Raw genomic sequence first — 12,591 nt, 5'->3', positions numbered from 1 at the left:
CTTCATCGGCGCGTCTAGAATTCATCGGCCGGCCACCGGAACCTTGCCGTAACGGCGCCAGTCACACCCCTCGATGACCTCAAGGAGTAGCCGATGAAAATCCTCATGGTGCTGACCTCGCATGACCGCCTGGGCGATACCGGCCAGCCGACCGGCTTCTGGCTGGAGGAGTTCGCCGCGCCCTATTTCGCCTTCCGTGATGCCGGGGCCGAAGTGGTACTGGCCTCTCCCCGGGGTGGGCAGCCGCCGCTGGACCCGAAGAGTGACGACCCGGCCGCGCAGACCGAAGCCACCCGCCGCTTTCGCAGCGACCCGCAGGCCCAGCAGGCGCTGGCCAACACCCTGCCGCTGGCGGGGCTGGTCTCGGCCGACTACGACGCCCTCTTCTACCCCGGCGGCCATGGTCCGCTGTGGGACCTGGTGGACGACCCCTTCTCCATCCTTCTGATCGAAGACCTGCACAACGCCGGCAAGCCGGTGGCGGCGGTGTGCCACGCCCCTGCCGTGCTGAAGAACGCCCGCGCCGCCGATGGCAACCCACTGGTGCAGGGCTGCGCGGTGACTGGCTTCTCCAATTCGGAGGAAGCGGCGGTGGGCCTCAGCGAGGTGGTGCCCTTCCTGGTGGAGGACATGCTCCGCGACCTCGGCGCCCACTACTCCAAGGTGGCCGACTGGCAACCCCATGTGGTCGCCGACGGCCACCTGATCACCGGGCAGAACCCGGCCTCCTCGGAGCCCACTGCCGCCGCGTTGTTGCAGTTGCTCGGGGAGTGAAGTGGTGCCCGGTGGGCCAGCTAGAGCCCTTCCCGCCCGGGCCGATCATCAGGCGCTTCGCGAGCAGCGCCGGCTCCTAAGGGAAGGGACGGGCCGTAGGTGGGCCTCAGCCCACCGCATCCAGGCGACTCATGGATGAGATGGACAGCGGTAGGCCCGTAGCCACATCACGTCCACAAACCAACCATCTCAGAGCTCTGGACGCATCCCTGTCAGCTCGTCGTTGTCCATGCCCTGTGTTTTCAGAAGAACTGCGAAACGCTCAGTTTCACGTTCCGCCCCACACCGGAGACGGCGTCGCCGAGATAGGGGTAGTACTCACGGTTGAACAGGTTGTCGACCGCCAACCGCGCTTCGAAACCTTTGGCGAATTGAGGCTTCCAGCTGGCAAACACACCGTGCAAGGCATAGCCCTGGCTCTGCGTGTAGCTCCAGAACGCCATCCGAGGGTCATCATCTACCGGCGAACGGTCCTGTTTGCGCACAAACTGCCCGGTCCAGCCCATGGCCATGTCCACTTCCGGCACCTTCACGCCCAGCGTGGCCACTGCCTTGCGAGGCGGTATCTCGGCAATCCAGGTCGGTTGTCCCCAGGGGTTCGCCGGAGATGCATCACGACGTCCGCGGACGTAGGAGATCGACAGGCTGCCGAACACCCGTGCGCTGTCATAGAACGACTCCACCTCCAGTCCTTCGATGGTGTAGCCCGGCAGGTTGCGGTTGTTCGAGAGAGTGCCCGGGCAATCGGTACTGCTGCTGAGCTTCTCGGCGCAGTAGACACCTGTGCGCTTGAAGATCTCATCCTTGCCACGGTTGCGGAACAGGGTGGTACGGATCTGCAGGCTGTCGCTGTCAACCAGCAACCGGTCCACGTTTAAGATGCTCCCCAGACGAATGCCCGTGATGCGTTCGGGATCGAGATTGCGACTGGTGCCCGGAACACTGCTGAGCGCACTCTGCACCTCGTACAGCTCGTCGATCAGGGGCGCGCGCCAGGTCTTGCTGTAATCCGCGAAGAACGCCAGATTCTCCGTCGCGGTCCAGAATATACCCAGGCGAGGCGACCACCCGGTATAGCGGACCTGACTGTAGTCATGCCCAACTGCGGGGTCCGGGTTGTTGAAGCGAGGAGCCAGGTTGGGCTCTCCCTTGCTGATTACCTGATCGTAGCGAAGGGCCGGTGTGATGGTCACCGAGCCGAAGGTGATGGCGTCCTGCAAGAAGCCGCTACGCGTCTCCTGCTCGCCTGATGGCATGTAGTAGGGCTGATAAAGGCCAAAGTTGTAATTCGCATCACGGGACTTCCCGAGGTCCTTCATCAGAGTGTCGCGCTCATGTCCGTGCCACTGCACACCCACCGTTGCCACATGGGCAAACGGCCCGGTGTCAAAGCGGCTTTCATTCTTCAGTTCCGCCAAGCGGTCGGTGTAGTTCACCCAACTCTCGTTGCCCAATGAACCAGACAGCCCGGTCGAGGCATTGTCCGGCCGCTTGTCGTGCTGATCGGTCTTGGAATAGGCGTAGCTGGCTGTAACGTTGACCCAGGGATTGTCGAGCGGTGCGTAGTTCCATTTGAGGGAGTAGTTCTCATCGTCCTGGTCGCGGTAGACCAGCTTGCGCTTCCACGCACCGTCCAACCCGTAGCGAGCGATCTCAGCCGCCGTGGGCGCGGCCATTTCATCGCGCTTGGCTGCGAACGGCTCCCAGGCCTGGCTTCCGGACTGCATCGCAGACAGGGTGAGCACATGCTCCTCATTGAGGCGCAGGTTGCTCTTGAACAGAAAGGCATCGAGCTGATTCTCGGAGTATACGAAGCGCGTGCCATCGGGACGCTTGATATTCCCACCGTCACGCCAGTTCATGAACAGCAGGCCGTCGAGCATCTTGTCTTCGGTCTGACCGTAGACGGCTCCGCTGTATATCTCCTGGCGGTCATTGGTGTGGTAGCCGTACTTGACGAATGCCCCTACATCACGCCCGTCCTGGAGAAGGTCGGCCGGGTCCTTGGTGTCGACCTTGATCACGCCGCCGAAGCCACCGTTTCCGTAGAGCGAATTGTGTGGCCCCTTGTCGACCTCGACGTTCTTGATCAACTCCGGCTCGATGAACACCGAGCCCTGGCGGTACTTCTCGAAGCCCTTTGGGGCGCCATCGAGGATAACCTTGACGTCCTCGACATCCCCCATGCCCCAGATATTCAGAGTTTGCCCACCTGGCCTGGGTGAGCCACTGGAGCTGACCCCAGGCAACGTATCCAATAGTTCGCCAATGTTGTCGGCCTGCTTGCGGTCGATGTCTTCCTGGGTCAGCACCGAGCGCCCCACAGTGCTGCTATCGATGGCATCCCCCATGATGCTGGTGCTGCCCAGGTTGAGGACGTTGTCATTAGCAGGTGCCTGATCATTCCCCGGCAAGCGCCGCACCACGAACCCATCCCCTGCTTCCACCAGCTCCAGCCCCGTCCCCGACAGCAACCGCTCCAGGGCCAGGCGCGGGCTGTAGCGGCCCTTCAGCGCCGGCGCACGCACATCGCGCAATTGGGCTTCATCGAACAGCACCTGAAGTTGCCCCTGCTGGGCGAGGCTGGTCAGGGCGCTGGCCATGGGTTGGGCCGGCAGGTCGAAGTCGTGGTCCTGTGCCAGGGCCGAGGCGCTGGCCAGCCAGGCCGCCAGAGCGCTGCCGGCAACGAGCCGGCGCAGGGCGAAGCGGGTGGTACGGGTGTTCATGCAGGTCTCCCCTTGTGCTGCAGGACCGCCACGGCAACTGGCGGTTACCGGGAGGAAGACGCACAGACGAGAAAAACCCACATATGCGAATGAAAAATATTTTTATTTGTAGCGAATCAACCAGGCCTTCAGCGCGGATGGATCAACGCTCGCCCATCCGCCAGACGCTCGACCTGGACCGGCAGCAATTGCGGCAAGGCAGCGAGGAAGGCATCCGGGTTGGCGAGGTTGAGGCTGCCGGAGACACGCCGCTGGGCCAGCCTCGGGTCTGCCAGGCCCACCGGGGCCGGGCGATAGAGCGACACCTCGTCGAGTAGCTGCGCCAAGGGGCGATCCCGGAAGACCAGTTGCCCCCTGCGCCAGCTGGCGATCTCCTCGGGCCGGCGTTGGCCTTGTTCGAGGGTGGCGGTGCGGTAGTCGTAATCGAGGCTGTCCCCTGCCAGCAGTTCCAGCGGCTGCGCCGTTCCTGGATGAGGCTCGACGGCCACATGGCCGCTCTCCACCGCCACATCCAGCCGCTGCTCGCTGCGCCTTACGTTGAAGCGGGTGCCCAGTACCCTCACCCGCCCTTCTCCGGCGATGACGTCGAAGGGACGAGCTTCATCACGGGCAACGGCGAAGAAGGCTTCACCTTCCAGCAGGTCCACCTCCCGGTGATCGTCATACAGGCGAACGCGCAAGCGCGTGGCGCGGTTGAGGTCGATGCGGGTGCCATCGGCCAGGGTCACCTGCTGCGTGGCGCTACGGGGGCTGGCAAAGGTCTCGTCGACCTCGGGCCCGCCCCGGGAGACCAGTATCAGGACACACGCGAGCAGCAAGGAAGCAACGGCAGCCAGGGGCAGGCGCCAGCGGCGCGGACGCAGCGGCACTACCGGTGCTGAAAGGCTCGGGCGCGGTACGCGATCAAGTTCAGCCCAGATCTGCTGCATCTCGGAAAAGGCGCGGGCATGAGCAGGGCTGGCGGCCAGCCAGGCCTGCAACTCGGCTTCATCCCGTGCGCTGAACTGGCTGCCGGAGCGCCGCGCCTGCCAGGTCGCGGCCTGCTCGTCGATCGAGGGGCGTGCTTCCATCCACGTGTTCTCGTTCATGACACATCCTCCTGTCCCGCATCGAGCAGGCGCTGCCTGCAATGCAGGAGGGCACAGGCGACGTGCTTCTCCACCATGCTGAGGGAAATCCCCATGCGCTCGGCGACTTCGGCCTGGGAAAGCCCGTCGAACTTGTGCAGAACGAAGGCCTCCCGCCGGCGCGGCGGCAGATCATCCAGCGCCCGGGCCAGGTGATGCAAGCGCTGGTGCTGTTCGGCCTTGTCCTGGGGGCCTGGGGCGGCGTGCTCGAACAACGCCCCATCGTGCTCGACAGAGACTGGCTCCGTCCCACCCCTCACCTGCTGGCGTCGCCAGTGGTCACGCAGGAGGTTGCGGGCGATCTGGAACAGGAAGGCGCGGGGCTGGGCCACGCGGGCGCGATCGCGTGAACCCAGCCACTGGGCGAAGGCGTCCTGGGCGAGATCAGCCGCATCGGCCTGGCTGCCCAAGCGTTTGCCGAGGAACTTCAGCAGTTCGGCATGGAAGGCCCGGTAGGCGCCCGAGACGGTGCCACGGAACTGCTCATCCATGGCGGGCTTCCCCACCGGCCAGACCTGACTTCACGACACCCCCGACTGCAAGTGCTTCCCGCCCGGTCAAGGCTGACAGATAACGGAAAGCAACAAATGAGAATGCATATCATTAGATGTCAGACTTTTCCCGGCGTCAAGATCAGTCTCCTGAAACGAAAAACCGCGGCCGAGGCCGCGGTTTCGAAGAGCACCGATCAGTGCGCGAGGAGTGAGCCCCCGGTCTTGCCGGCAAGCTTCTCGGGCTTGATCAGGAAGCGGGCCAGGGCCGGCAGCAGCCAGAGCGCGCCGAACATGTTGACGATGAACATGAAGGTCAGCATCAGGCCCATGTCGGCCTGAAACTTGATTGCCGAGAACATCCAGGTCGCCACGCCGATGGCCAGGCACAGGCCGGTGAAGAGCACCGCTTTGCCGGTGGACTTCAGCGTCTGGTAGTAGGCCTCTTGCAGGGTCAGACCGGCGCGCAGGAAGCTTTCCAGGCGGCTGTAGATGTAGATGCCATAGTCGACACCGATGCCCACGCCCAGTGCAATTACCGGCAGTGTCGCCACCTTCACGCCGATGCCGAGGAAGGCCATCAGGGCGTTGCCCAGCACCGAGGTGAGGATCAGCGGGATGACGATACAGATGGTCGCCGGGATCGAGCGGAAGGTGATCAGGCACATGGCCGCAACGCAGATGTACACCAGGATCAGGATGGTCAGCTCGGTCTGGGCGATCACCTCGTTGGTAGCCGCTTCGATGCCGGCGTTACCGGCGGCGAGCATGAACTCCAGCCCGTCCTTATTGTGCTCCTCGGCAAAGCCCTGGACTGCCTTGACCACGCGCTGCAAGGTCTCGGCCTTGTGGTCGTTGAGGAACACCAGCACCGGTGCCAGGGAGCAGTCGGTGTTGTACAGCCCATCGGCGCGGCTGATGGAGTTGTTCAGCACGTCCTGGTTGCGGGAGAGGGTTTCCCACTTCAGGTTGCCTTCGTTCATCCCTTTGATCACCTGCTTGGAGACGGTGACCATGGAGATGGCGGACTGCACGCCCTGAGTGTTCTCCATCGTCCACATCAGCTCGTCGATGGGGGCCAGCGCTTCATGGGTGGAGCACCCTTCAGGCTTGGTCTTGACCATCACCACGAGCACGTCGGAGCTGGTGGAGTAGTTGCTGATGATGAAGTTGTTGTCCTTGTTGTAGCGCGAGTCCGGACGCAACTCCGGTGCGCCCTGGTCAAGGTCGCCGATCTTCAGGTTCTTGCCGTACCAGAGGCCGCCACCGAAGGCCATGATGGCGATGACCACGGAGATGGGTGCCACGGTGGGGTGGGCGAAGTTGGACAGCAGGCGCCAGAACGGGTGCTCGCGGGTGGCGTCCTTCTTGCTGCGCTGGATGGCTTTCTTGCTGATGCCGACATAGGAGATGGCGACCGGCAGCAGGATCAGGTTGGTGAAGACAATCACCGCCACACCGATGGAGGCCCCGATGGCCAGTTCGCGAATCACGCCGATGTCGATGATCAGCAGGGTGATGAAGCCCACGGCGTCGGCCAGGATGGCGATCATCCCCGGCAGGAACAACTGGCGGAAGGTGCGCCGGGCCGCAGTCAGGGCATTGTCGGCGTCACTGGATTGCAGGGCGATGCCGTTGATCTTCTGCACCCCGTGAGAGATGCCGATGGCGAAGATCAGGAACGGCACCAGCATGGAGTACGGGTCGAGCCCGAAGCCCACCGAGTGCATCAGACCCAACTGCCAGATCACCGCCACCAGGGTGGTGGAGAGCACGGCGATGGTGCTGCGGATGCACCAGGTGAACCAGTAGAGCAGCACCAGGGTGGTGAGGAAAGCGATGCCGAAGAAGGCCACGACCATGATCAGGCCGTCGATCAGGTCACCGACCTTCTTGGCGAAACCGACGATGTGCACCTGGACGTTCGGGTTCTGGGCCTGGTACTTGTCGCGGATCTTATCTTCCAGCTCATGGGAGAACTGGCGATAGTCGAGCTTCAGCAGCTTGCCCTGATCGTTCGGGTCCGGGTAGGACTCGAGCAGCGGCACGTCGATGATGCTGGACTTGAAGTTGTTGGCCACCAGGCGACCGATCTGGCCGGACTTGAGCACGTTGTTGCGCAGCTCTTCCAGGCTGTCGGCAGAACCGTCGTAGGTCTGCGGGATGACCTCGCCGCCGGCGAAGCCTTCCTCGGTCACTTCGGTCCAACGGACGCTGGGACTCCACAGGGACTTCAGGCCGGAACGGTCGACACCGGGAATGTAGAAGACCTCGTCGTGGATCTGGCGCAGGGTCTCCATGTAGTCCTTGCTGAAGATGTCCCCGTCCTTGGCTTCCACCGAGATGCGCACGGTGTTGCCCAGGTTCGCCAGGTCGTTGCGGTGCTCCATCATCTTCTGGATGAAGGGGTGGTGCAGCGGAATCATCTTCTCGAAGCTGGTGGACGGGCGCACCTGGGTGGCCTGCCAGAAGAGGAAGATGCTGACCAGCAGGCAGATGACGATCACCGCCGGCCGGTTGTTGAAGATCAGGCGCTCCAGGAAGGTCGCCTTGTCCTGGTGATGGTTACTCATCGAAACTCCCCCACCTTGTTATTGTTGGCCCAGCTCGGCGCCAGTCGGCGAGGCGACGCGCGCCCCACCCTGTCCCACCAGGATCAGGTTGCCCTTGCTGTCGACCGTGACACTGGCCAGCGACAGGCGATCGGCGCGGTTGACCACGCTGAAGGTGCGACCGGCGTCGGTGCTTTTCAGCACAGTGCCACCGTGGCCGACGACCAGCAGGGTGCCATCAGCAAGCAGGCTGCCGCCGGAAAGACCAAATTCCAGCTCACCGCCACGGGCGTTCTTGAGCGAGATGGTTTCCCAGGTCTGTCCGAAATCGGCAGAGCGGAACAGGTGGCCACGCAGGCCGTAGGCAATCACGACGCCGGGCTCTGCGGTACCGGAAACGCCGAACAGCGAGCCCTCGTAGGGCCCTTCGAGGCGTTCCCAGGTCTGGCCCCAGTCGGGGGAGCGGAACATGCTGCCCATCTCGCCGACGATGAACAGGCCGGAGTCCTTCACCGCTGCGATGGCATTGATGTGGTACTGGTCTTCGTTGTCGAGGCGGTCGCTGACGTCTTCCCAGTTCTTACCACCGTCCTCGGTGGCCAGCAGGGCGCCGTAGGAGCCAACGGCGAAGCCGGTGCTGGCGTCCTTGAACCAGACATCCAGGAGCGGGGCTTCACGCTGCAGGTCTTCGAACTGGAGTATCCAGGTCGCCCCGCCATCCTCACTGGCGAGAATCTGCGCGTCGTGGCCAACGGCCCAACCTTTCTTGTCGTCGACGAAGTAGACGGCGGTCAGCATCTGCCGGGTAGGCACCTTGGCCTGGGTCCAGCTCTTGCCGTCGTCGTCGGAATAGAGGATGTGGCCACGATCCCCCACGACAACCAGGCGCTTGCCGGCGTGGACGACGTCCAGCAGCAGGCTGGTGATGGCCTTGGGTGATTCGATGGAGTAGACCGGCGCTGCCTCGGCAGCATGCACGGTGGGCACCATGGCGGAAGTCAGGATGGACAGCACACTGAACAGCGAGAGCGCTTTGGCCAGCGGCGAGTGGAAGCGGAACGCCGGCTGGGCGGAATGACGCGCGCCACGACCGGACTGGGTGCGCCGCATGACGGGCTCACTCATACACCTTTCCCCCTTATTGTTATAGGTGGTCCTGCCCCACGGGCAGGCGGCTTATGCTATCCAGCTTTGGAAAGCGCTGACAATCGGCGGGACGTTATGTTTTGTTAAGCCAAACCCGCGTGATTGAGCCCTTATCAGGGCCTCTGATGAATGAAAAAGGCCGCTACCAGAGTAGCGGCCTTTTTCTGTCCTGCGAATCGATCAGCGAGTACCGCGACGACGCAGGGCAGACGGCTTGAAGTAGCCGTCATCCGGGATCGGCTGGGTGAAGTCGATGGTGCTCGACTCCTCGTTGTCGAGGTTCTGCACGTGGTAGCGGCGGGCCTGCAGATCATGGAACACGTCCAGCGCGGACCAGGTGGTCGGCAGGTCGTAGTAGTTCTTCAGGTAGGCCACCGAGACACGCCACAGCTCGCCGCGACCGTCGTACTGGTCGACCACGGCAGCTTGCCAGCTGTCCTCATCGAGGAACAGGGTGCGCTTGGAGTAGATGTGGCGGGCACCCGACTTCAGGGTGCCTTCCACGACCCACACGCGGTGCAGTTCGTTACGGGTGACGGCCGGATTCAGGTGGCCAGGCTTGAGCAGGTCCTTGTACTTAACCTCAGGGCTGGAGACCTTGTAGTTGTTGTACGGGATGTAGATTTCCTTCTTGCCCACCAGCTTCCAGTCGTAGCGATCCGGCGCACCGTTGAACATGTCGGTGTCATCAGCGGTACGCAGGCCGTCGGCGGCAGCGATGGGGGTGTCGTAGGCCAGGTTCGGCGCGCGGCGAACGCGGCGCTGACCGGCGTTGTAGCCCCAGGCCTGACGCGGCTCCTTCACCTGGTCCAGGGTTTCGTGCACCAGCACGGCGCCGCCAGCCAGGCGAGCCGGGCTCTTGGTGAAGGACAGGTAGTAGAACAGGATGTTGTTCAGGTCAGCGTACGACCCCTTCGGGTTGTAGTACTTGAACAGGGCTTCCTGCTGCGAGGTGACCAGGGAGTAGTCGCCGTTGCGCTGCACGGCCACTTCGGAGGCGCGACGCACGATGTAGGAACCGCGGTAGCGAACGATGTGGTTCCACAGGGCCTCGACACCGTTCTGCGGGATCGGGAACGGAATGCCACCGTAGGCATCGGCGAAACCGTTACCACCATCCAGCAGCTTGGCAGTGGTGGCGTTCTTGACGGTGTTGTCATAGACCCACTGTGGTGCGGAGCCGGAGCGACGGGTCGGGTAAACCGGCATCTGGAAGGTGTCCGGGTAGGCATTGAACAGGGCGATCTGACCGGGGGTCAGGTTGGCCTTGTACTGGTCCAGATTGGCCTTGGTGATGGTGAACAGCGGCTTGTCGCCCGGGAACGGATCGACATGGTGCTGGCCCGGCTTGTAGCCGGCCGGGGCCTGGGTGATGCCACCGGTCCACTCGGGGATGGTACCGGCAGCGTTGCCGGCCTTCTCGGCGCCGAAGGGGGTCAGGCTGGCGCCCAGCTTGGCGGCTTCCTGTGCAGACACTGTCGCCAGCGCGCTACCGGCGGACAGCGCAAACGCGACTGCTGCGCCAATCAGCGAAAGCTTTTTCAGCATGTTGAATCTCCGTGAGGGTTCAGCGGCGGGAGCCCATGAAGGCCCCCGCGTTCTTTTCTAGTTAGAAGGAGTACTTGACGTTGACGCCGATGTTGTCGCGGTCGCGGATGGAGTTGTTCTGGCCACCACCGAAGAACTCGGTGTACTGGATCTCGCCTTCCAGGCTGTTCAGGTAGTTCGCCTTCAAGCCCAGGGTGTAGGCCTTGCGCCCTTCGATGAAGTTACCGGTCTGGTAGGAGTTACCTTCGAAGTCATCCTTGTAGACGACGAACGGGGAGACGTTTACGCCGGCAATCACGTCGTTCCAGGTACCGTTCAGCACCAGGGTGTAGCCATAGGCGTTCTTGTTGACCTGATCGTCACGATCACCACCGGACACATAGGAGTTGTTACCACGGCCGGAGTAGTAGCGAGTGGAACCGTCATAGGCGGTGTACTTCAGATCGGAACCACGCAGGTGTTCGGAGGCGAGTTCGGCTACGCCGAAGAGCGAGTCGAAGCCCAACGCAGGCCCAAAGTTGTAGATGGTGCCCAACGAGGTGTTGTAAGCCTCAACACGCTCGTAGTTGTGGATCTGATCACCCAGCCGGACGCTCTGACCACCAATGTTGGTAGTACCGCCACCGCCAAGGGTCAGGGCCTGATTCAACAGATCACCCAGCAAGTCGTTGGTGGTCGCCACGCCAATGGGGAGATTGGGGCGATAAGCCAATTCACCAAAGACTGAAGCATCGCCGACAGTGGTGTTGAAGCTAAATCCGTACATGCGGATATCTTCGGCGTACTCGCGGCGGGCGTTGACCTGATTTGCTACGTCGATGGCTGCGACACCACCAGCAGCAGCCAAGGCATCGGCAGCGGCAGCACTACCGCCTGCTGCTGCAGCTTGAAGGTTGGCACAGGTGGTGCCGCCAATGGTGCTGCAAATGGCATTCGCGTTCAGCCCGGTGTAGGACGAGTTGAGATCCGCGTAAATAGTTGGCTCTTTCGAATGGTAGTTGACGAAGTAAGCCCCGAATTCGGTGGAGTTCAGCTCTTCAGCGATATAGCGGAAGGCGACACCAAACTGGCCGTCGTTCTTCGCATTCAGATCAGGACCAACCTGGGCGACTTTTACGACCCCGGCTTGCCGGTCGTAGTACTGCGTCCCCTTCAGGAGACCACCCGCGACCAGTTGGTCGTAAAGCCCTACGGTCGGAGTAGAAATCAACGGGTTAGCAAATCCGGAGCTAGTGGTGTATGCCCTGTTACCGCCATCAGCAAACAGGTCGGTCTCAGAGAAATAGGTACCTGCCGGGTCAATAGCACTTTCCTTCCAGTTGAACTGGTAGAAGGTTTCCATCGACAGGTTGTCGGTCAGGCCGATGCTGAAGCTCAGGGCTTCAACCGGCACCAGCACCTCCTTCAGCTCGGAACCCGGCAGGCGGAACTGCGCAGCGTTGACCGGGTTGGTGGTGTTGACGCCACCACGATAGAAGATGCCCTCCCCCCAGTTGAATACTTGCTTACCGATACGACCAGTGACCGGCATGTCAGCAATATCCCAGTTGCCATACAGGTAGGCGTCGAGGATCTGCGCATCGCGACCGGCCTTGTGGCGGGTCTCGCGGGTGAAGCTGCTGTCGTTCGGGTAGCTCTGGCTCGGCTGACGCGGGTTGTTGTTGTCGTAGTAGTCGTTGCGCTTGTCCATGATCTGGGTGTCATAGAAAGCGGTGCCGCGGACGAACACACCGTAGTTCTTGTAGGTCGCTTCCAGATCGGAAGTGATCTTGTACACCTCGGAAACCAGGCCGGTGTCGAAGTTGCGGTTGCCGTCGTTGGTGTTGATGTCGTTGTTGGTCTTGTCCTGGCCCTGGACACGCCACAGTTGGCCGTAGGAGACGGTGGTGTCGATGGAGCCGCTGATCTCGTCGTCGGCGAAGCTGAATTCAACCGCCTGGGCCTGGACGGCGCACATCAGGGGCAGGAGGCCGGCGAGGGCGAAACCGGCCTTGGCCGGTGCGAAACGCAATTGGGGCTTGCGGGACTTGAGTTCCATCGAGGTGTCTACTCCGTGGACAGATCATTTGTTATGGCTCCCGTCATGGGAGCTGTTTCGGCCGCCTGGGGCGGCTCCGGCGTTGGCACTTCGAAGCCCCAACGCGTCTGGCTCGCACTTTCCAGCGATCAACTGCCGGTCGGACGAACCTGGATCGGATTGCGCACGTGCAACCAAGGTGCCAAATCC

The 12,591-nt window shown here is 62.4% G+C and carries 8 protein-coding genes; 1 reads left to right on the top strand and 7 read right to left on the bottom strand.

Annotation, left to right across the window (positions count from 1 at the left end; genetic code table 11):
* Positions 1 to 93: 93 nt before the first annotated feature.
* Positions 94 to 774 carry a type 1 glutamine amidotransferase domain-containing protein gene (locus A9G05_RS15105; protein WP_069561761.1) on the top strand — a complete coding sequence of 227 codons (681 nt, stop codon included), beginning with the start codon at positions 94 to 96 and terminating at the stop codon, positions 772 to 774.
* 242 nt (positions 775 to 1,016) lie between these two features.
* Here the strand turns inward: A9G05_RS15105 and A9G05_RS15100 are convergent, their stop codons facing one another.
* The 7 genes from A9G05_RS15100 to A9G05_RS15070 all read right to left on the bottom strand — a co-directional run bounded on the left by A9G05_RS15100 (position 1,017) and on the right by A9G05_RS15070 (position 12,402).
* Positions 1,017 to 3,500: a TonB-dependent receptor gene (locus tag A9G05_RS15100; protein WP_069561760.1), complete on the bottom strand. Its 2,484-nt coding sequence runs from the start codon at positions 3,498 to 3,500 to the stop codon at positions 1,017 to 1,019.
* Between the two features lie 128 nt (positions 3,501 to 3,628).
* Positions 3,629 to 4,588 (bottom strand): FecR family protein, encoded by a 960-nt coding sequence (locus tag A9G05_RS15095; protein WP_069561759.1) that lies wholly within the window; start codon positions 4,586 to 4,588, stop codon positions 3,629 to 3,631.
* Complete coding sequence (locus A9G05_RS15090) at positions 4,585 to 5,118, bottom strand: sigma-70 family RNA polymerase sigma factor (RefSeq protein ID WP_069561758.1); 534 nt, start codon at positions 5,116 to 5,118, stop codon at positions 4,585 to 4,587. The genes A9G05_RS15095 and A9G05_RS15090 overlap by 4 nt, the downstream gene beginning before the upstream one ends.
* Before the next feature lie 197 nt (positions 5,119 to 5,315).
* Complete coding sequence (locus A9G05_RS15085) at positions 5,316 to 7,691, bottom strand: RND family transporter (protein ID WP_069561757.1); 2,376 nt, start codon at positions 7,689 to 7,691, stop codon at positions 5,316 to 5,318.
* A gap of 18 nt (positions 7,692 to 7,709) precedes the next feature.
* Positions 7,710 to 8,795, bottom strand: coding sequence for a YCF48-related protein (locus A9G05_RS15080; RefSeq protein ID WP_069561756.1), 1,086 nt, complete (start codon positions 8,793 to 8,795; stop codon positions 7,710 to 7,712).
* A 201-nt stretch (positions 8,796 to 8,996) separates the two neighbouring features.
* Positions 8,997 to 10,364 (bottom strand): DUF1329 domain-containing protein, encoded by a 1,368-nt coding sequence (locus tag A9G05_RS15075; RefSeq protein ID WP_069561755.1) that lies wholly within the window; start codon positions 10,362 to 10,364, stop codon positions 8,997 to 8,999.
* 61 nt (positions 10,365 to 10,425) lie between these two features.
* Positions 10,426 to 12,402 (bottom strand): DUF1302 domain-containing protein, encoded by a 1,977-nt coding sequence (locus tag A9G05_RS15070; protein ID WP_069561754.1) that lies wholly within the window; start codon positions 12,400 to 12,402, stop codon positions 10,426 to 10,428.
* Positions 12,403 to 12,591: the final 189 nt, after the last annotated feature.

The sequence above is a fragment of the Pseudomonas sp. ENNP23 genome (genome assembly GCF_001728945.1).
GTDB lineage: Bacteria > Pseudomonadota > Gammaproteobacteria > Pseudomonadales > Pseudomonadaceae > Metapseudomonas > Metapseudomonas otitidis.
Note: the sequence above shows the minus strand (reverse complement) of the source record. Positions and strands in the feature narration are given on the sequence as shown.

Excerpts from the sequence above, each read along its gene's own strand:
- A9G05_RS15105 (WP_069561761.1), top strand. The coding sequence starts at position 94 with ATGAAAATCCTCATGGTGCTGACCTCGCATGACCGCCTGGGCGATACC.
- A9G05_RS15100 (WP_069561760.1), bottom strand. The coding sequence starts at position 3,500 with ATGAACACCCGTACCACCCGCTTCGCCCTGCGCCGGCTCGTTGCCGGC.
- A9G05_RS15095 (WP_069561759.1), bottom strand. The coding sequence starts at position 4,588 with ATGAACGAGAACACGTGGATGGAAGCACGCCCCTCGATCGACGAGCAG.
- A9G05_RS15090 (WP_069561758.1), bottom strand. The coding sequence starts at position 5,118 with ATGGATGAGCAGTTCCGTGGCACCGTCTCGGGCGCCTACCGGGCCTTC.
- A9G05_RS15085 (WP_069561757.1), bottom strand. The coding sequence starts at position 7,691 with ATGAGTAACCATCACCAGGACAAGGCGACCTTCCTGGAGCGCCTGATC.
- A9G05_RS15080 (WP_069561756.1), bottom strand. The coding sequence starts at position 8,795 with ATGAGTGAGCCCGTCATGCGGCGCACCCAGTCCGGTCGTGGCGCGCGT.
- A9G05_RS15075 (WP_069561755.1), bottom strand. The coding sequence starts at position 10,364 with ATGCTGAAAAAGCTTTCGCTGATTGGCGCAGCAGTCGCGTTTGCGCTG.
- A9G05_RS15070 (WP_069561754.1), bottom strand. The coding sequence starts at position 12,402 with ATGGAACTCAAGTCCCGCAAGCCCCAATTGCGTTTCGCACCGGCCAAG.